Here is a 19705-nt window from a genome sequence, read left to right as displayed (position 1 = left end):
GCCGCTGAAACCGGCGTGGCTCAAGCCAGTGGTCGCCGCGCAGCGCCTCAGGGGGGTACTTTATCTCCCGCGCAGGTTGCCCTTGTCATCGGCGATCACGATCTCCACGCGGCGATTCATCGCACGGCCTTCGGGCGATGCGTTGTCGGCCACGGGGTGGGCCTTGCCGTAGCCGCGTGCGGTGATGCGGCTGGTGTCCACACCGCGCTGCACCAGCGCGTCGCGCACGGCTTGGGCGCGTCGGTCTGACAGGTCCTGGTTGTAGCTGTCGCTACCCACGCTGTCGGTGTAGCCCTCGATCAGCAGTTTGCGGTCCGGGAACTGTTTGAGGAAGTTGGCCAGCTTGTCCAGGCGCGGGCCGGCCTGGGCGGAGAGCTCGGCCTTGTTGAAGGCAAACAGCACATCGCCCAGAGTGACCAGCAGGCCGCGTTCGGTTTGCTGGGCTTCGAGTTCGCGCAGTTGTGCTTCGAGGGCGCGCACACGGTCTTGTGCGGCGTTGGCCTGGGCCATGGCGGCCGTGGCCTGGGCCTGCTGTTGGGCCGCACGTTGCTCTGCGCTCATCGCCTGTTGTTGGGCTTGCTGGGCGCGCAGGCGGGCTGCGTCAGCCTCTTGGGTGCGGGCCTGCAGGCGGATGCGGTCGGCTTCGCTGCCCGCTTGCTGGATGTTGGCATCGAGCTGGCGCGCGCGGGCCGCGTTGGTGGCGATCTCGGCGCGTTGGCGGGCGATGTATGCCAAGTGGTTGGTCTCGGACGTGTCGCGGTCATCGGCCCACACGCGGTCGGCCTTGGCGAGTGCGTCGGTGGCTTGCTTCAGTTCGAGCTGCGCGTACTGGTTGACGGCCGGGTCTCCTGCAGCGGTGCTCACTGCGGTACGGGCCTCTTCCAGCGCGGGCGATGGGGTGGTGCTGGCGCAGGCGGCCAACAGGCCTACGGCAATCAGGCTGGTGCACAGGGCGGTGGTTCGGTGAAAAAAGCGATGCATGGTCAGGTGTTCCTTGAAATGGGGGGGAGGTCAATCGCGGGGCCTCAACGGTGTTGGGCGTGAGTCGAAGCCAGGTTGGGCGCTAAGGCTTCAACGTCTGGCGCTGGCCTAGCGCGGCGATCGGCGGTTGATTTCTTCTTGCAGCGCTCGGATGCCGTCTTGCACTTGCGTCAGGTTGGCGGCATTGCTGGCTGCGTCGGCGCGGGTTTCGGCCACGCGGGCATCTACCTCGGCCTCAGCGGCCAGGCGGCGCGCGGCCACATAGTCCTTTTCAGCCATGGCTTTTTCGGCCTGCATGAGCTTCTCGCGCGCTTGTTGCAACTGCACGGGGGCGCTCGTGGCTACAGCCGGGGCAGCCGCAACGCGGTTCACGGTGGTGCGGCTCACGGCCATTTGCTCGGTGGGTGCGGGGGTGGAGGAACAGGCGGCCAGTGCGCCCAGTGCGAGTGCCGCTGTGGCGGTGCGGATCAGTGCGGATGAATGCATGGTGTGGTGGACTCCTGTGGAGGTTGTGGGATGTGCCGCACCGAGGTTTCGGGCGGGCAGCCAGCGATGTTCTGGTGTTGATGCATTGTTGGGGCCCGCGCAGTACCGGGGCGTAGGCCCTGCCTCTGTATTGCTGTGGGGCATGTCTTACGAACACTTGCAAACGGGGGCAGACCAGCGGCGCATTGGCCGTTGCCTGATCAACTGCGGAACTCTGACTTCCACGGGGTCTCGATCAAGGACGTTGCGCACCTCAGCGCTCCATTGCGGGGCTGAAGCGCCCTGCATGGCCGAGGTCACGGGTCGACCCCGTGTATCAGCCCCGCCCCCGCGCGCCCCATCCCGTCACTGCACCACGAAGAGGAGAGTCCCCGCATGCAGCCATCCACCTTTATGACCTGGGTCCAGGAGACCACCTTTGCCGGCGTGCCGCTGTGGAGCCTGTGCGTGGCCCTGGCAGCCACCACGGCCACCTATGCAGCCATCCTTGTGGTGCTCCACCTGCTGACCCGCCGCGCCAAGGTGTGGGCCACGCAGTCGCACAGCGGCATGGCGCTGACCATGGTGGATGTGCTGGAAGGCACCAGCCGCACACTGATGCTGGTGGTGGCTCTGCTCGTGGGCGCGAGCCTGCTGGACCTGCCCGGCCGCTGGGAGAGCCGCCTGAGCCAGCTGTGGTTTGTGGCCGTGGCGCTGCAAATGGGCCTGTGGGGCATGCGTGCCATTGGCATTGGCGTGCGCCGCTATGTGGAGCGGCACTCGTCCAGTGGCATGACGCAGGTCAGTGCCTCGGCCACGCTGATGTCCTGGGGGCTGCGCACGCTGTTGTGGAGCGTGGTGCTGCTGGCCATTTTGTCGAATGTGGGTGTGAACATCACGGCCTTCATCGCCAGCCTGGGCGTGGGCGGCATTGCGGTGGCGCTGGCGGTGCAAAACATCTTGGGAGACCTGTTTGCCTCGCTCGCCATCGCGGTGGACAAGCCGTTTGAGGTGGGCGACTTCATCGTGGTGGGCAATGTGTCGGGCACGGTGCAGGTGATTGGTCTCAAGACCACACGCATCCGCAGCCTGCAGGGCGAGCAGATCGTGATGTCCAACACCGACCTGCTCAAGCAGACCATCAGCAACTTTCGCATGCTGGAGCGGCGGCGCATCGTGTTCACGTTTGGCGTGGCCTATGACACCACCCCCGAGCAGGCTGAGGCCATTCCGGGTGTGGTGCGCAAGCTCATCGAAGCCCAGCCGCAGCTGCGTTTTGACCGCGCGCATTTCAAGGCGTTTGGCGCCAGTTCGCTCGACTACGAGGTGGTCTATATCGTCGAAGACCCGGCCTTCAACGTGTACATGGACCTGCAGCAGTCCATCAACCTCGGGCTGCTGCGCGAGTTCAAGGCCATGGGGGTGGAGTTTGCTTTCCCCACCCGCACGGTGCACATCGCAAGTGCTCCAGGGCAGGTGCCGGGGCCTGCGCCGCTGGCTGTGGCGGCCTCAGCAGCGGCAGCTCTTGGGGGTGGTGACCGTTGAATGCCAGGTGTTCCGTACCTGCTATGCGCGGAGGGCGGGCAAAAAAAAGCCGGTGGCCTTGGCAGGCGACCGGCTTGAACAGGGTAGTTGCTACTAGCGCTTCTTCATCTTCAAAGGGAAAACTTTTCAAGACCTGCGCAAACAGGCCTGAGTCCGCCGTTGCGTTCCGGGGACAAGCATGGCGCCTGATCCCCTTTTGCGCAAGTCTTACTTACTTGGATACCACGCGCACCATTTCCAGGCACTTGTTCGAGTAGCCCCATTCGTTGTCGTACCAGCTCACGACCTTCACGAAAGTGCCGTCCAGGGCAATGCCAGCGTCGGCATCAAAGATCGAGGTGCGGGTGTCGCCACGGAAGTCGGTGGCCACCACCTTGTCTTCGGTGTAGCCCAGAACGCCCTTCAGGGCGCCTTCGGACTGGGCCTTCATCTCGGCCTTGATTTCTTCGTAGGTGGCAGCCTTGTCCAGTTCCACCGTCAGGTCCACCACCGACACGTCGGAGGTGGGTACGCGGAAGGACATGCCGGTCAGCTTCTTGTTCAGCGCAGGGATCACCACGCCCACGGCCTTGGCAGCACCGGTGCTGGAGGGGATGATGTTTTCCAGAATGCCGCGGCCGCCGCGCCAGTCCTTGTTCGAAGGGCCGTCCACGGTCTTTTGCGTGGCGGTGGCTGCGTGCACGGTGGTCATCAGGCCGCGCTTGATGCCCCACTTGTCGTTCAGCACCTTGGCCACGGGGGCCAGGCAGTTGGTGGTGCACGATGCGTTGGAGATGATGGCCTGGCCCGCGTAGGTGTCGTGGTTCACGCCGAACACGAACATGGGGGTGTCGTCCTTGGAGGGGGCCGACAGGATGACCTTCTTGGCACCAGCGTCCAGGTGCTTCTGCGCGGTGACCTTGTCCAGGAACAGGCCGGTGGATTCGATCACCACGTCGGCGCCGACTTCGTTCCACTTCAGGTTGGCGGGGTCGCGCTCTTGCGTCAGGCGGATCTTCTTGCCGTTGACGACCAGGGTGTTGCCCTCGACCGAGACTTCGCCCTTGAAGCGGCCATGCACCGAGTCGTACTGCAGCATGTACGCGAGGTACTCGGGCTCCAGAAGGTCGTTGATGCCCACGACTTCGATGTCGCTGAAGTTCTGGATGGCCGAGCGCAGCACGTTGCGGCCGATGCGGCCGAAGCCGTTGATACCAATCTTGATCGTCATAGGGAGCCTCTTCAAAGTTGCAAAGTCGAAATCGGGAATCTGCCGCCGCGCGCCCGCTGGCAGCGGGGCACAGCGGGCAGGAGAAGTTTTAGCGGGCCTTCTTGGCGGGCTTCAGGCGGGCCGCGCCGATGGCCACCAGCACTGCGTCGGCCACGTTCTCTTCGGTGAAGCCGTAGTGCTTGAACAGCACCGGCGCGGGGGCCGATTCACCGTAGGTGTCGATGCCCACCACGGCGGCGCAGCCGTATTTCCACCAGCCGTCGGTCACGCCCATTTCCACGGCCACGCGGGGCACGCCGGCGGGCAGCACGCTGCTCTTGTACTTGGCGTCTTCGCGGTCGAAGGTGGTCGTGCTGGGCATGGAGACCACACGCACGGGGATCTTCTTGTCGGCCAGCAGGCGCTGGGCCTTCAGGGCTAGCTGCACTTCGGAGCCCGTGGCGATGATCACGGCCACGGCTTTCTTTTTGAGGCCGACATCGTCAGGTTTGGACAGCACATAGCCGCCGCGCGAGATGTCGCCCAGGTCGCGCTTGGGGGCGTAGGGCAGGTTCTGGCGCGACAGGGCCAGAACGGTGGGCTTGTCGCGGTTGCTGAGGGCCACGCTCCAGGCCACGGCGGTTTCGGCCGTATCGGCGGGGCGCCACACATCAAGGTTGGGGATCAGGCGCAGGCTGGCCACGTGCTCGATGGACTGGTGCGTGGGGCCGTCTTCGCCCAGGCCGATGGAGTCGTGCGTGAACACGTGGATCACGCGTTGCTTCATCAGCGCAGCCATGCGGATGGCGTTGCGGCTGTAGTCGCTGAACGTGAGGAAGGTGCCGCCGTAGGGGATGAAGCCACCGTGCAACGCCACGCCGTTCATGATGGCGGCCATGCCGAATTCGCGCACACCGTAGTTGATGTGGCGGCCACCGACCTTGTCGCCATTCGCGGCTTCGGTCTTGACCACGTTGCCCTGCATGTCAAAGCGCAGGTTGGGCGTGCTCTTGGTGTTGGTGAGGTTGGAGCCGGTCAGGTCGGCGCTGCCACCCAGCAGCTCGGGCAGGGCGGCGGTGAAGGCTTCCAGCGCCAGCTGGCTGGCCTTGCGGCTGGCCACGGTTTCGCCCTTGGTATGGGCGGCCACCACGGTGTCCACGGCCACCTGGGCAAAGTTGGCGGGCAGGTCGCCATTCATGCGGCGCGTCAGCTCGGCAGCCAGCTCGGGGAATGCCTTGCTATAGGCGGCAAAGCGGTCGTTCCAGGCGGCCTCAAAAGCTTGGCCGTTGGCCTTGCAGTCCCAGCTGGCGTACACGTCTTCGGGGATCACGAAGGGTTCGCTGGCCCAGCCCAGGGCTTCGCGGGTCAGCGCGATTTCTTCGGCGCCGAGCGGTTCGCCGTGGGCCTTGGCGGTGTTGGCGCGGTTGGGGCTGCCCTTGCCGATGTGCGTCTTGCACACGATCAGGGTGGGGCGCTCGGTCTGCTTCTTGGCTTCTTCGATGGCGGCGGCCACCTTGTCAGCATCGTGGCCGTCGATGGGGCCGATCACGTTCCAGCCGCTGGCCACAAAACGCAGGGGGGTGTTGTCGGCAAACCAGGGAGCGACCTGGCCATCGATGCTGATGCCGTTGTCGTCGTACAGGGCGATCAGCTTGTTGAGCTTCCAGGCGCCTGCCAGAGACACGGCTTCGTGGCTGATGCCTTCCATCAGGCAGCCGTCGCCCAGGAAGGCGTAGGTGTGGTGGTCCACCACGGCATGGCCTTCGCGGTTGAACTCGGCGGCCAGCAGCTTTTCGGCCAGCGCAAAGCCCACGGCATTGGTGATGCCCTGGCCCAGCGGGCCGGTGGTGGTCTCGACGCCAGCGGTGTAGCCCACTTCGGGGTGGCCGGGCGTCTTGCTGTGCAGCTGGCGGAAGTTCTTCAGCTCGCCAATCGGCAGGTCGTAGCCGGTGAGGTGCAGCAGCGCGTACAGCAGCATCGAGCCGTGGCCGTTGGACAGCACAAACCGGTCGCGGTCAAACCACTGGGGGTTGGTAGGGTTGTGCTTGAGGTGGCGGCTCCACAGCGCCACGGCCATGTCGGCCATGCCCATGGGGGCGCCGGGGTGGCCGGAGTTGGCTTGTTGAACGGCGTCCATGGCCAATGCGCGGATCGCATTTGCCATCTGTTGGGATTGCTGGGTGTTGGCCATGGGGGGAGGGTTCAGGGTGGGTGATTCGGGGGAAACCTGGCATTTTACCGGGGCGGCTTTCGCCCACCTGAATTCGCAGGCTGCAAGCCGGAAGCCCGGTGGCAATGCACTACAGTGCGGGCCATGCAAGGACTGCACCTCACCGCCGATCTCCATGGCTGCCGCTGTGCCCCTGCCTGGCTGCTGGACGCCGCCGCCCTGGGCCACGCCTGTACCGATGCGGTGCACGCCGCCGGGCTGCAGCCCGTGGGGCATTTGTTTCATGAGTTTCCGGCCACGGCGCATGGCCCTGGCGGAGTGACTGCTACTGTTTTGCTAGCGGAATCCCACCTGTGCGTGCACACATGGCCCGAGCAGCGCGCGGTGACGCTGGATGTGTATGTGTGCAATTTCGGCGCCGACCATTCGGCCAAGGCGCGTGCGCTGATGGACGCGCTGCTGGCCCTGTTCGACCCCACCACGGTGGAACGCCATGCGCTGCAACGGGGTGCTGTGAACGAGGTGGCAGCATGAGTTCTAGTGCCGCCTCCCATCACCAGGTACCCGCGTTGCTGCTGGCCGCAGGCCGTGGCGAGCGCATGCGCCCGTTGACCGACCGCACGCCCAAGCCTCTGCTGCCGGTGCAGGGCCAGCCGCTGCTGCAGTGGCACTTGGCGGCGCTGCAGGAGGCGGGTGTGGAACAGGTGGTGATCAACACCGCGTGGCTGGGGGCGCAGATCAGCGACCATTTTCTAGGTGTTTTTGGCCTCCAGCGCTTGATGAATAAGCGTAAGCAGCTATCAATTTTATACTCGCACGAAGGCGTGGACTTTGGCGGTGCGCTGGAAACCGCCGGCGGCATCGCCCGTGCATTGCCGCAGCTCGGCCCGGTGTTCTGGCTGGCCGCAGGCGATGTGTTTGCGCCCGATTTCGTGTTCGACAGCGCCGCCGTGGAGGCCTTCGAGGCCAGCGACCATCTGGCCCACCTGTGGCTGGTGCCCAACCCCACCCACAACCCGCGTGGCGACTTTGGCCTGTCGGCCGACGGCCTGGCGCTGAACCTGCTCGCCGACGACCCCGCGCCACGCTACACCTACAGCACCATCGCCCTGTTGCGCGCCGAGCTGTTTGCGGCGCCGTGGTGCGACATTCCGCCCGGAAACCCCAGCGGCATCAAAGCCCCGCTGGCGCCGCTGCTTCGCCGTGCAATGGACAATGGCCGCGTCAGTGCGCAGCTCTACACCGGCCGCTGGACCGATGTGGGCACGCCCGAGCGGCTGGCCGAACTCAACTCCTTTTCTTCCAACGCGCCATGAACACCACCGTGCCTGCCTCTGTCTACGCCCAGCGCCGCGCGCACCTGGCTGCCCAGCTGGGCCCCGGGGGTATCGCCATCATTCCTACGGCGCTGGAGCGCCCGCGCAATCGGGACAGCGACTTTCTGTTCCGCCACGACAGCTACTTCTACTACCTGACCGGCTTCACCGAGCCGGGCGCCTGCCTGGTGCTGGCCCACGACGGCCGCAGCACGCTGTTTTGCCAGCCCAAGGACCTGGAGCGCGAGATCTGGGATGGCTACCGCCTCGGCCCGGCCGCCGCGCCCGCTGCGTTGGGAGTGGACGCGGCTCATTCGATGGCCGAGTTGGACGGCAAGCTGCCGCGCCTGCTCGAAAACACGGCCTGCGTCTGGTACCCGTTTGCCACGCACAGCGGCTTGGCGGCGCGGGTGGAGGGCTGGCTCAACGTGGTGCGCGGCCGTGTGCGCTATGGCGCCATCTGCCCCGCAGAACAGAACGACCTGTGCACGCTGCTCGACGAGATGCGCCTGTTCAAGGACGCGCATGAGCAGGACATCATGCGTCGCGCAAGCAGCATCAGCGCGCAGGCCCACATCCGCGCCATGCAGCGCTCGGCCCGCATGCTGCGCGCCGGGGAGGATGTGCGCGAATACCACCTCGATGCCGAGCTGCTGCACGCGTTCCGAGACGCAGGCTCGCAGTACCCGGCCTACAGCTCCATCGTGGCGGCGGGCGCGAACGCCTGCGTGCTGCACTATCGCGCCGATGCGGCCCCGGTGCGCGATGGCGAGCTGGTGCTGATCGACGCGGGCTGCGAGCTGGACAGCTACGCCAGCGACATCACCCGCACCTTCCCCGCCAACGGCACATTTACAGGCCCCCAGCGTGCGCTGTACGACCTGGTGCTGGCCAGCCAGGAAGCGGCCGTGGCGGCCACCAAGGCGGGTGCCCGCTTCAACGACCCGCACGACGCTACGGTGGCCGTGCTGGCGCAGGGCATGCTGGACCTGGGCTTGCTTGACAAGAACAAGGTGGGGTCGGCGCAGGACGTGATCGACAAGCGCGCGTACTTCCAGTTCTACATGCACCGCACCAGCCACTGGCTGGGCATGGACGTGCACGACTGCGGCAGCTATGTGGAGCCCGGCGAGGTGGGGCAGACCAGCGAACGCAAAGACCCGCTCTCGGGCGAGACCATCACCAATCGCCCCAGCCGCATCCTGCGGCCCGGCATGGTGCTGACCATCGAGCCGGGCATCTATGTGCGCCCCGCCGATGGCGTGCCTGAGCAGTTCCACAACATCGGCATCCGCATTGAAGACGATGCCATCGTGACGGACGCGGGCTGTGAACTGATCACGCGGGGCGTGCCCGTGAAGGCCGACGAGATCGAAGCGCTGATGCGCACCTGAGCGTGGGCAAATCCATGGCCGTGAACAATGCTGCAGGCGTGGATGTAGCGGGTGCTCTGAGGCAACCCGCGAAGTGGCGGCTGGGCGGTGTGCTGTGGTTGCTGGGCATGCCCGGCGTGGTGGCGGTAGTTTGGGCGCTGTTCCCAACCTTGAGGGCCAACGAGGCGCTGCTACCGCTGCCTCTGTGGGCCGTGCTGCTGCTCAGCGGGTTGCAGACCGCCTCGCTGTTGGCGCTGGCTGTGGCGGTGGGCGTGTGGCTGGCGCCCCGCGTGGGCCTGCGGGCGCCCGTGGTGTCTTCCTGGCTGGTCGGCCAGCCCATCGGCCCCGCGCTGCGTGTCCAGTCCCTGCTTGGCATCTTGGGCGGTGTGGTGGGCGCCGCGTGGTTGTGGGTGCTGTCCCAGGTGGCGCCCGCAGCGCTCCAGCCGTCGGACCCTGCCAGCGCCATGCCGCTGGTGGTCAAGCTGCTGTATGGCGGCATCACCGAAGAGCTGCTGTTGCGCTGGGGCGTGATGACCTTGCTGATGTGGCTGGGCTGGCGCGTGGTGCAGGGCGGACAGGGCCAGCCGGGCAAGGGGCTGGTGGCTGGCGCGGTGCTGCTCAGTGCGCTGCTGTTTGCGCTGGGGCATCTGCCTGCCGCGCAGGCGCTGGCGGGCGCATTGACGGTGCCCGTCGTGGTGTTTGTGCTGGTGGGCAACACGGCCTTTGGCCTGGTGGCAGGCTGGCTCTACGCGCGCCACGGGCTGGAGGCGGCGATCCTGGCGCATGTGCTGGCGCATCTGTTGTCATCCCCGTTGCTCTGATGGGGCTTTTGGACCGCAGGGCGGATGCAAGGGGTAACTCGCCTGTAACCGCTTCGTGTGAGAATTGAAACTCGATTACATCCACCAGACAAACGAGAGAAAGAGACAAACCCATGCCTACCCGCCGCGCCACCAAGATTGTTGCCACTCTGGGCCCCGCCTCCAGCGACCCGGCACTACTGGAGGCCATGATCCGAGCGGGGGTGAACGTGGTGCGGCTGAACTTCAGCCACGGCAAGGCGCAGGACCATATCGACCGCGCCGCCACCGTGCGTGCCGCTGCCCAGCGCGCGGGCCGCGAGGTGGCCATCATGGCCGACCTGCAGGGCCCCAAGATCCGCGTGGGCAAGTTTGCCGAGGGCAAGGTGCAGCTGGAGTCGGGCGCCAAGTTTGTGCTGGATGCATCGCGCACCGAACTGGGCGACATCGAAGGCGTGGGCCTCGACTACAAGGAGCTGCCACGCGACGTGAAGGCGGGCGACCTGCTGCTGCTCAATGACGGCCTGATCGTGCTCACGGTGGATGCGGTGCGCGGCGAGGAAGTGCACACCACCGTCAAGGTGGGTGGCGAGCTGTCGAACAACAAGGGCATCAACAAGAAGGGTGGCGGCCTCACGGCACCGGCCCTCACGGCCAAGGACATGGAGGACATCCGCACGGCGATGAGCTTCCAGGCCGACTACGTGGCCGTGAGCTTTCCCAAGAACGCGACCGACATGGAAATGGCGCGCCAGCTGTGCAATGTGGCCGCGTCCGAGTACCGCCACAAGCCGGGCCTGATCGCCAAGATCGAGCGGGCCGAGGCCATCCCGCACCTCGAAGCCATCCTGCGCGTGAGCGACGGGATCATGGTGGCGCGCGGCGACCTGGCGGTGGAAGTGGGCAACGCGGCCGTGCCCGCGCTGCAAAAGAAGATGATCCGCATGGCGCGCGAGCTGGACAAGGTCGTCATCACCGCCACGCAGATGATGGAAAGCATGATCACCAACCCCGTGCCCACGCGCGCCGAGGTGAGTGACGTGGCCAACGCCGTGCTGGACGGCACCGACGCCGTGATGCTGAGCGCCGAGACGGCCGCAGGCCGCTACCCACTCGAAACCGTGGAAGAAATGGCCACCATCTGCGCAGCGGCCGAGGCGGCGGAAGACCATCACCTGGACGCGGACTTCACCGGCCAGACCTTTGGCCGCATCGACCAGTCCATTGCCATGGGCGCACTGTTCACCGCCCACCACCTGGGCGCCAAGGCCATCGTGGCCATGACCGACAGCGGTGCCACGGCGCTGTGGATGAGCCGCCACAGCATCCGCATCCCCATCTATGCGCTCACGCCCAAGGTGACCACGCAGCGCAAGATGGCCATGTACCGCAACGTGCGCCCCCTGCTCATGGACACCAGTGCTGACCGCGATACGGCCCTTGAGCAGGCCGAGCGCCACCTCAAGAACCGCAACATCGTGCAAAAGGGCGATGTCTACGCCATCACCTGCGGCGAGCCCATGGGTGCGCCGGGCGGGACCAATATGCTGAAGATCTGCGTGGCGAGCTGAATGGCCAGGTTCTGAGTCGTTAGCTGGCCGCGTGTGGCGGGTCGTTGGCGAGAGACAACGCCGCCAGGCGTGGGCGCAGTGCCAACGCTCCCAGGTCGCACAGCCAGCCCACCGTCCAGCAGAGCCAGCCCGTCCACAGCGTGTGGCTCATGAAGTGCGCGCCCCGCACCTGTTGGGCTCCACCCAGCACCAAGCCTGCCAGCACCGCCGCAGCCAGCCACCAGCGCGCGGCAGCCGGTGCCTTGTGGCGCAGCGCGAAGTAGCCCCCCACGAAGGCAAAACCCGCCGAGGCATGGCCCGCCGGAAAGCACCGCCCACCGCCGCCATCGACCACGCCCAGCGCCCAGTGGGAGGCATACCGCGCCACACCGCCGAACTCCGCCAGGTCCCAGGGGCAGCTGGTGGTGCTGAGGTTCTTGCCCACGCTCACGGCTGCCAGCGCCAGCAAGGCACTGATGGCCATCTGCAGGCGCTCACCCATATCCAGACGCCGCAGCACCCCCCAGGGCCACCACACGCCCAGTGCCAGCAGCAGCACCAGCAGCCATCCCAGGCGGCGGGCCCCTTCGTGGAGCACCTGCACGAAGAACCATTGTTCTCGCAGTGGAAACCCGTTGGCCGAGCCAAACGCGCGGGCCAGGGGGATGTCTTGCCCGCCAGCGTCCCATGCCACTATGGCGATCAGGATGCCCAGGGTCCACAGGAGCAAGGTACGGTGGTCGTGGGCGAAGCGGCGGGGCGAGGAAGGCGTGGGCAGCATTCCACCGACCATAGGGCGCGCCACTTAACGCCGCCTTAATGACCCTGCGCAGGTGGCCGCGCCCGGCGACAATCGCTGCATGCGAATACTCGTTGTCGAAGACGATGCCGGCATTGCCGCAGGCCTGCGCACGAACCTGCAGCAACGTGGCTATGCGGTGGATGTGTGTGATGGCGTGGCCAGTGCCTGGGGGGCGTTGCGCGCGGAGCGCTTTGATGCCGTGCTGCTCGATCTGGGGCTGGCCGACGGTGATGGCGGCGATCTGCTGCGGCGGTTGCGCCTGAGCCCGGCGCCGGGGGGAGCGGCTTCTGCGCAGGTTTTGCCCGATCCCTCCACCCCTGTACTCATCGTGACCGCCCGCGATCAGGTCCACCAGCGCATTGCGGGGCTGGACCAGGGGGCGGATGACTACCTGGCCAAGCCTTTTGACATGGACGAGCTGGATGCGCGCTTGCGCGCCCTGCTGCGCCGGGCCGCCGGGCGCGCCTCGCCCACCATCCGCTATGGCGATATCGAGATGGACCCTGCGGTGCGCACGGTGCACCAAGGCGGCAAGCTGGTGGAGATGTCGCCCCGGGAGTTTTCGGTGCTGCTGGTGTTGCTGGAGGCGCGGGGGCGGGTGCTCTCGCGCCAGCAGATCGAAGAGCGCCTGTACAGCTGGGATGCGGCCATCGAGAGCAATGCGGTGGAGGTCCACATTCACCACCTGCGGCGCAAGCTGGGCAGCGCATGTATCCAGACCATGCGAGGTGTGGGCTACTTCATGCCCCAGGAGGCGGCCGCATGAGCGCTGCTGCCGCAACGCCCGGGGGGAGTGCGCGCAGGCCGTCGCTGACCCGGCAGCTGCTGCTGTGGTCCCTGGGCGCGCTGGTGCTGGTGTGGGGCAGCTTTGTGTTCATGGGCTACCAGACGGGGGTGCACGAAGCGGATGAACTGACCGACGGGCACCTGGCCAGCGTGGCCGCCCTGTTGCTTAACCTGCGTGCGAACGAGGCTGCCGAGGGGCCCCAGGTCACCCAGCGGGTCGCCACACCCTGGCTCAAGTCGCACGACTACCAGCAATCGCTCAGCGTCGTCCAGTGGGATGCGCAGGGGCGTCTGCTCCATCACAGCGGTACGGCGCCCGTTCCTGCTTTCAGCGCCGCCGAGGGGTTCGCCAATATGGCGCTGGGGGCGAAGGGTGTGGTGTGGCGCAGTTTTTCCCAGTGGGATGCGGCACGCACGCACAAGGTCATGGTGTTGCTGGAGCTGCGCGAGCGCGACGAGCTGGCCCAGGACATTGCCGAGCAGATGATCGAGCCCGGCCTGTGGTTGCTGCCCGTGGTGTCCCTGGCTCTCGGGCTTGCGCTGTGGCGCGGTCTGCGCCCGCTGTATGCCCTGTCGGCCGACGTGGCGGCGCTCGACCCCGCCAGCACCCAGCGCCTGGCGTCACGCCATGCCTGGAACGAGTTCGAGTCCGTGGTCGCATCGATCAACACCCTGCTGGACCGCCAGCAGGCGGCGATGGTGCGCGAGCGCCGGCTGGCCAATGAAGTCGCGCACGAATTGCGCACGCCCCTGTCCTCCATTGCGCTGCAGGCCAGTGCTTTGGGCGGCGAACTGGATGCGGCCGCCCGGGCGCAGGCCATCGCCCGCATTGGCCAGGATGCCCTGCGTGCAGGGCATGTGCTCAACCAGCTGCTGGCCCTGGCGCGCGCGAGCCGGGCCGAACTGCATGAGGCCAAGGCGCCGGTGGATCTGTGCGCGGTGGCGCGCCAGGTGTGTGCCGACTATGCCCAGGCGGCCTGGCAGCGGGGCAACGACATCGCACTGTCGGCGCCACCGGCGCTGTGGGTGTCTGGGCATGCGCTGCTGCTGGACATCGCGGCGCGCAATCTGGTGGAGAACGCGCTCAAACACACACCAGACGGCACGCACATCGCCGTGCAGGTAGGTGCTTCTGACGGGGCGGGTGCATGGCTGCAGGTGTGCGACGACGGCGCGCGGCGCCAGGGCGATGCGTCTGTCGCTCCGGGGCCGAGAAACCCCTCGGACAGCCTGCATCTGGGCCACGAGATCCTGCGGCGGGTCGCAGACATTCATGGTGGCCATTTCGGGCCAGCGCCTGCCGCCCCGCCCTTTACCACCTGTTTTCGGTTGGATTTGCCCCCTTCGGCGGTCACGCCCCCCGGTTAAAATTGCGAGTTACCAAGCGGTTACCACCGCCAAGCCCGGCTTACAGCGCCTTCCCCAACCCTCAACGGACCCTACGACCATGCCCCTCGTTTCGATGCGCGAACTGCTCGACCATGCCGCTGCCAACAGCTATGGCATCCCTGCCTTCAACGTCAACAACCTGGAGCAGGTCCAGGCCGTCATGGCCGCCGCCGACGAAGTGGGCGCCCCGGTCATCCTGCAGGCCAGCGCCGGTGCCCGCAAATATGCGGGTGAGCCCTTCATCAAGCACCTCATCCAGGCAGCGGTCGAGGCCTTCCCGCACATTCCGCTCGTCATGCACCAGGACCACGGCACTTCGCCCAAGGTCTGCCAGGGCGCCATCGACCTGGGCTTTGGCTCGGTGATGATGGACGGCTCGCTGATGGAAGACGGCAAGACGCCTTCCTCCTTCGAGTACAACGTGGAAGTGACCCGCAAGGTGGTGGACATGGCGCACAAGGTGGGCGTCACGGTCGAAGGCGAACTGGGCTGCCTGGGCAACCTGGAAACCGGCGAAGCCGGTGAAGAAGACGGTATTGGCGCTGAAGGCAAGCTCGACCACAGCCAGATGCTGACCGACCCTGAAGAAGCCGCCGTGTTCGTCAAGGCCACGCAACTGGACGCCCTGGCCATTGCCATCGGCACCAGCCACGGCGCCTACAAGTTCAGCCGCAAGCCCACGGGCGACATCCTGGCCATCAGCCGCGTCAAGGAAATCCACCAGCGCATCCCCAACACCCACCTGGTAATGCATGGCTCCTCGTCGGTGCCCGCCGAGTTGCTGGCCATCATCAACCAGTACGGCGGCAAGATGAAGGAAACCTACGGCGTGCCAGTCGAGGAAATCCAGGAAGCCATCAAGCACGGCGTGCGCAAGATCAACATCGACACCGACATCCGCCTGGCCATGACCGGCGCGGTGCGCAAGTTCCTGGCTGAGAACCCCGACAAGTTCGACGCCCGCGAATGGCTCAAGCCTGCCCGCGAAGCTGCCAAGCAGGTCTGCAAGCAGCGTTACCTGGAGTTCGGCTGCGAAGGCCAGGGCAGCAAGATCAAGGGCCTCAGCCTCCAGGTTGTGGCCGCCCAGTACGCTGCGGGTACGCTGGCCCAAGTGGTGAACTGATCGTTGGCATGAGGCCCTGCGGGGCCGCTGCCCAGCCTGGCTGCGTTGTGCTGCCAGGCTTTTTTTTGCCTGTCTGCATGCAGAGACTGGGGAGTTCCCTCTACAGCAGACAAAGGTGACAGCGACAAGATCTTCTTCATGTAAGCTCGCGGTCAGCTTGCCCACCGGCAGCGCCGCAAGAAGTGTCCGATACCAGGGCGCTTTCAACACATTTCTCACCAGCTACACCGAGCTGGTTGTTGCATGGCAGAAGCCGTCGATGGACGGACTCGGGTGCCGTGGGATGATTGAAGGCGAATTCGTATGAACCTTTCTCTATGACTCTGACAATTTCAAAGTTCCGGCGGCTGTTGCCTCTCTTGCCTGTGTTGGCCGTGACGGTGTTCACGGTGGCGTGCGCGCCCCTGACCGTTCCTCCCAAGTCCGAATATCCCGTGGGTCGCGCCCGTCTGGTGTTGCCGCCGGGGGCGTGGCAGGACCTGGGAACCTCCGAAGAAGCCACATCCAGCCCCGCAGGCCGTACCCCGCTCCAGACGCGTGCGGTGGCGCTGCGGGGTGCACAAGGCGAATGGCTGGCTGCGGTGCGCGTGCAGACCAACCGCACCGGCGATCTGCGCGGGTCTCCGCAAGGGGTGGGGTACTGCCCGCCGCAACAGGACGTCGTGGTCAAAGATCCCGCGGATGGCAGCCCCGTGCGCGCCGACTGCCTGCGCTTCAAGCTTTGGGCGAGCAGCCCCAAGTGGCTTGAAAAGAACCGACCCGATCTGGGCCAATGGATGGCCAGCCGCCAGATCGCGCTGAGCACCCCCTATGCGCATGTGAGCTACCGCTACGTCACCGAAGCGGGTGTCTGGGTGGCGGTGGATGCCCTGGTGGACCAGCGGCTGATCAGCGTCCGGCCGCGCAACAACGAAGAGTTCCTGCTCGCAGGTCTGCCCTTCCAGCAGTGGGCCTATGACCTGGCCCAGGCTGCGCGCCTGAGCGCCGGCATGGTGGACGGCCACCTGGCCATTCCGCCTTTCCCGTTCCCCACGCCCACATCCAGGCCCTAGCTCGCCAGTTTTTCCCTGCCTGGCGGCCTTGCATAACGATTACGAAACTCGAGGAGACCTCTAATGCAGACAACCCCCGTCCCGCAGCCGCAGCGTATCGGCGTGCCCAGGGAGACCTTCCCCGGTGAAAAGCGCGTGGCCACCGTGCCCGATGTGGTGGAAAAGCTGATCAAGCTGGGCTTCGCGGTCACTGTGGAGTCGGGGGCTGGGGATGGCGCCAATTTCAGCGATGACGCCTACCGCGCCGCCGGGGCCCAGATCGTGGGCGACGCTGCCGCGCTGTGGGCTGCATCCGATATCGTCTTCAAGGTGCGCCCGCCCAGCAGCGACGAAGTGGCGCTGATGCGCGAGGGTTCGACGCTCATCGATTTCATCTGGCCCGCCCAGAACCCGGAACTGATGCAGCAGTTGGCCGCGAAGAAGACCACGGTGCTCGCCATCGACTGCCTGCCACGTACGCTCTCCCGCGCGCAGAAGATGGACGCACTCACCTCCACCGCAGGCGTCAGCGGCTACCGCGCCGTCATCGAGGCGGCCAACGCCTTTGGCCGTTTCTTCAACGGCCAGATCACGGCGGCGGGCAAGGTGCCGCCAGCCAAGGTGTTCATTGCAGGCGCTGGCGTGGCGGGTCTTGCGGCCATCGGCACAGCAGCCAACCTGGGCGCCATCGTGCGCGCCAACGACACACGTGCCGAGGTGGCCGACCAAGTCAAGTCGCTGGGCGGTGAGTTCGTCAAGGTGGACTACGAGGAAGAAGGCTCGGGCGGCGGCGGGTACGCCAAGGTCATGAGTGAGGGCTTCCAGGCCGCGCAGCGCAAGATGTACGCGGAGCAGGCCAAGGACGCCGACATCATCATCACCACCGCGCTGATCCCCGGCAAGCCCGCGCCCAAGCTCATCACGGCCGAGATGGTGCAGAGCATGAAGCCCGGCAGCGTGATCGTGGACATGGCTGCCGAGCAAGGCGGCAACTGTGAGCTGACGGTGCCCGGCCAGGCCGTGGTGCGCCATGGCGTGACCATCGTCGGCTACACCGACCTGGCTTCGCGTTTGGCCAAGCAGTCGTCCACCCTGTATTCCACCAACCTGCTGCGCTTGACAGAAGAGCTGTGCAAGGCCAAGGACGGCGTGGCCGTGGTCAATATGGAGGATGACGCGATCCGGGGCCTTACCGTGGTCAAGGATGGTGCCATCACCTGGCCTGCGCCACCGCTCAAGCAGGCCCCTGCACCGGCACCCAAGGCTGCGGCGGCACCCGTGGCCGCCAAGAAATCCAGCCATGGCCCCGGTGCCCCCATGTCCGCCAAGACGCTGACCATTGTTTTTGCCGTGCTGGCCGTGCTGTTCTGGGCCATCGGTGCCTATGCGCCTGTGGCCTTCCTGGGGCACTTCACGGTGTTCGTGCTGGCCTGTTTCATCGGCTACATGGTGGTGTGGAACGTCACGCCCGCGCTGCACACGCCGCTGATGAGCGTGACCAACGCCATTTCCAGCATCATCGCCATCGGCGCGCTGGTGCAGATTGCGCCGCCCGATGCGGGCATCAATGGGCGCCCTGATGGGCTCATCCTTTGGCTTGCCTTTGCGGCCCTGGTGCTCACGGCCGTCAACATGTTCGGTGGCTTTGCGGTCACGCGCCGCATGCTCGCCATGTTCCGCAAGTAGTCCGATAACGACAAGAACAACGAGGAGCACAGAACATGTCCCAAAGTCTCGCTACCGTGGCCTACCTGGGCGCGGCCATTTTGTTCATCCTGAGCCTGGGCGGGCTCTCCAACCCCGAAACCTCGCGCCGGGGCAACCTGTTCGGCATGGTCGGCATGGCGCTGGCCGTGCTGGCCACGGTGTTCGGCCCGCGCGTCAGCCCCGCAGGGGTGGCCTGGATCGTCGGTGCACTGGTCATTGGCGGCGGCATTGGCCTGTATGCGGCCAAGGTCGTCAAGATGACGCAGATGCCGGAGCTGGTCGCGCTCATGCACAGTCTGGTGGGTCTTGCGGCCTGCCTGGTGGGGTTTGCCAGCTATGTGGATACCTCGATCCAGCTGCAAGGCGCGGAGAAGATCATCCACGAGGTGGAGATCTATGTCGGCATCCTGATCGGCGCCATCACGTTCAGCGGATCACTGATCGCCTTTGGCAAGCTCAACGGCAAGATCGGTGGCAAGCCGCTGTTGCTGCCCGGCCGCCATTGGATGAACCTGGCTGCGCTGCTGATCGTGATCTGGTTTGGCCGCGAGTTCTTGCGCGCCGAGACCATTGAACAGGGCATGGTGCCGCTGATGGTGATGACGGCGATCGCGCTGCTGTTCGGCATCCACATGGTGATGGCCATCGGTGGCGCCGACATGCCGGTGGTGGTGTCCATGCTCAACAGCTACTCGGGCTGGGCAGCGGCGGCCACGGGCTTCATGCTGTCCAACGACCTGCTCATCGTCACGGGCGCGCTCGTGGGCTCCTCGGGCGCCATCCTGTCCTACATCATGTGCAACGCGATGAACCGCAACTTCATCAGCGTGATCGCGGGCGGCTTTGGCTCGGGCGCTGGAACTCCCGCCAAAAAAGGCGAGGCCACCGAGCCACAGGGCGAGGCCGTACCCGTCAGCTCCGCCGAGACGGCCGAGCTGCTGCGCGACGCCAAGAGTGTGATCATCGTGCCCGGCTACGGCATGGCTGTGGCCCAGGCCCAGCACACGGTGTACGAGATCACCAAGACCCTGCGCGAGAAGGGCGTGGAGGTGCGCTTTGCCATCCACCCCGTGGCAGGCCGCATGCCCGGCCACATGAACGTGCTGCTGGCCGAGGCCAAGGTGCCCTACGACATCGTGATGGAGATGGACGAGATCAACGAGGACTTCCCGAATGCCGACGTGGCCATGGTCATCGGCGCCAACGACATCGTGAACCCGAGCGCGCTGGACGATCCGTCCAGCCCCATCGCCGGCATGCCGGTGCTCGAAGTGTGGAAGGCCAAGACCTCGATCGTGATGAAGCGCTCCATGGCGTCGGGCTATGCGGGGGTGGACAACCCTCTGTTCTACAAGGACAACAATCGCATGCTGTTTGGCGACGCCAAGAAAATGCTCGACGAAGTTCTTTCCGCGCTCAAGGGGTGACGGGCATAATTCCACCGCGAAAAAAGCACGACCGTGCTGTTAGGCGCAGCA

At 65.9% G+C, this 19705-nt stretch carries 17 protein-coding genes; 12 read left to right on the top strand and 5 right to left on the bottom strand.

Going from position 1 to position 19705, the window contains the following annotated elements; genetic code table 11:
- Window positions 1-60: 60 nt before the first annotated feature.
- Together ACT89O_RS23080 and ACT89O_RS23075 are read right to left on the bottom strand one after the other, a co-directional pair.
- Window positions 61-981, bottom strand: a complete 921-nt coding sequence (locus ACT89O_RS23080; RefSeq protein WP_055398498.1) for an OmpA family protein — start codon at window positions 979-981, stop codon at window positions 61-63.
- A gap of 108 nt (window positions 982-1089) precedes the next feature.
- Window positions 1090-1467 (bottom strand): DUF4398 domain-containing protein, encoded by a 378-nt coding sequence (locus tag ACT89O_RS23075; RefSeq protein ID WP_055398468.1) that lies wholly within the window; start codon window positions 1465-1467, stop codon window positions 1090-1092.
- Between the two features lie 375 nt (window positions 1468-1842).
- Between ACT89O_RS23075 and ACT89O_RS23070 the strand changes: the two genes are divergently transcribed.
- Complete coding sequence (locus ACT89O_RS23070; RefSeq protein ID WP_176887423.1) at window positions 1843-2991, top strand: mechanosensitive ion channel family protein; 1149 nt, start codon at window positions 1843-1845, stop codon at window positions 2989-2991.
- A gap of 211 nt (window positions 2992-3202) precedes the next feature.
- Here the strand turns inward: ACT89O_RS23070 and gap are convergent, their stop codons facing one another.
- Both gap and tkt read right to left on the bottom strand, forming a co-directional pair.
- Window positions 3203-4201 carry a type I glyceraldehyde-3-phosphate dehydrogenase gene (gene gap / locus ACT89O_RS23065; protein WP_055398466.1) on the bottom strand — a complete coding sequence of 333 codons (999 nt, stop codon included), beginning with the start codon at window positions 4199-4201 and terminating at the stop codon, window positions 3203-3205.
- A gap of 88 nt (window positions 4202-4289) precedes the next feature.
- Window positions 4290-6371, bottom strand: coding sequence for a transketolase (tkt, locus tag ACT89O_RS23060; protein ID WP_487261299.1), 2082 nt, complete (start codon window positions 6369-6371; stop codon window positions 4290-4292).
- 123 nt (window positions 6372-6494) lie between these two features.
- Between tkt and ACT89O_RS23055 the strand changes: the two genes are divergently transcribed.
- From ACT89O_RS23055 to pyk, 5 genes are all read left to right on the top strand, one after another.
- Window positions 6495-6884, top strand: coding sequence for an S-adenosylmethionine decarboxylase family protein (locus ACT89O_RS23055; RefSeq protein ID WP_431151130.1), 390 nt, complete (start codon window positions 6495-6497; stop codon window positions 6882-6884).
- Window positions 6881-7666 (top strand): nucleotidyltransferase family protein, encoded by a 786-nt coding sequence (locus tag ACT89O_RS23050; protein ID WP_487261298.1) that lies wholly within the window; start codon window positions 6881-6883, stop codon window positions 7664-7666. Before ACT89O_RS23055 ends, ACT89O_RS23050 begins: the two co-directional genes overlap by 4 nt.
- A complete protein-coding gene (locus ACT89O_RS23045) occupies window positions 7663-9060 on the top strand; it encodes an aminopeptidase P N-terminal domain-containing protein (protein WP_487261297.1) in 1398 nt (465 codons plus the stop codon). The genes ACT89O_RS23050 and ACT89O_RS23045 overlap by 4 nt, the downstream gene beginning before the upstream one ends.
- A 14-nt stretch (window positions 9061-9074) precedes the next feature.
- Window positions 9075-9860: a CPBP family glutamic-type intramembrane protease gene (locus ACT89O_RS23040; RefSeq protein ID WP_487261296.1), complete on the top strand. Its 786-nt coding sequence runs from the start codon at window positions 9075-9077 to the stop codon at window positions 9858-9860.
- 113 nt (window positions 9861-9973) lie between these two features.
- Entirely contained in the window at window positions 9974-11410 is a 1437-nt protein-coding gene (gene pyk, locus ACT89O_RS23035) for a pyruvate kinase (RefSeq protein ID WP_055398460.1), read from the top strand.
- A 19-nt stretch (window positions 11411-11429) separates the two neighbouring features.
- Here pyk and ACT89O_RS23030 read toward each other — a convergent pair whose 3' ends face one another.
- Window positions 11430-12170, bottom strand: coding sequence for a phosphatase PAP2 family protein (locus ACT89O_RS23030; RefSeq protein ID WP_487261295.1), 741 nt, complete (start codon window positions 12168-12170; stop codon window positions 11430-11432).
- Between the two features lie 79 nt (window positions 12171-12249).
- Here ACT89O_RS23030 and ACT89O_RS23025 point away from each other — a divergent pair, with 79 nt between their 5' ends.
- From ACT89O_RS23025 to pntB, 6 genes are all read left to right on the top strand, one after another.
- Window positions 12250-12957 carry a response regulator transcription factor gene (locus ACT89O_RS23025; protein ID WP_487261294.1) on the top strand — a complete coding sequence of 236 codons (708 nt, stop codon included), beginning with the start codon at window positions 12250-12252 and terminating at the stop codon, window positions 12955-12957.
- A complete protein-coding gene (locus tag ACT89O_RS23020) occupies window positions 12954-14345 on the top strand; it encodes a histidine kinase dimerization/phospho-acceptor domain-containing protein (RefSeq protein WP_487261293.1) in 1392 nt (463 codons plus the stop codon). The genes ACT89O_RS23025 and ACT89O_RS23020 overlap by 4 nt, the downstream gene beginning before the upstream one ends.
- A 79-nt stretch (window positions 14346-14424) precedes the next feature.
- Window positions 14425-15489, top strand: a complete 1065-nt coding sequence (gene fba / locus ACT89O_RS23015) for a class II fructose-bisphosphate aldolase (RefSeq protein WP_055398457.1) — start codon at window positions 14425-14427, stop codon at window positions 15487-15489.
- A gap of 317 nt (window positions 15490-15806) precedes the next feature.
- Entirely contained in the window at window positions 15807-16541 is a 735-nt protein-coding gene (locus ACT89O_RS23010) for a hypothetical protein (RefSeq protein ID WP_121421491.1), read from the top strand.
- A gap of 63 nt (window positions 16542-16604) precedes the next feature.
- The gene (locus tag ACT89O_RS23005) at window positions 16605-18206 is read left to right on the top strand and encodes a Re/Si-specific NAD(P)(+) transhydrogenase subunit alpha (protein ID WP_487261292.1); all 1602 of its coding nucleotides are present in this window, start codon (window positions 16605-16607) and stop codon (window positions 18204-18206) included.
- Between the two features lie 35 nt (window positions 18207-18241).
- Window positions 18242-19654, top strand: a complete 1413-nt coding sequence (gene pntB, locus ACT89O_RS23000; protein WP_055398453.1) for a Re/Si-specific NAD(P)(+) transhydrogenase subunit beta — start codon at window positions 18242-18244, stop codon at window positions 19652-19654.
- Window positions 19655-19705: the final 51 nt, after the last annotated feature.

This window comes from Acidovorax sp. NN32 (assembly GCF_057597245.1).
The sequence above is the reverse complement of the archived record's forward strand: the minus strand, read 5'-3'. Positions and strand labels throughout refer to the sequence as shown.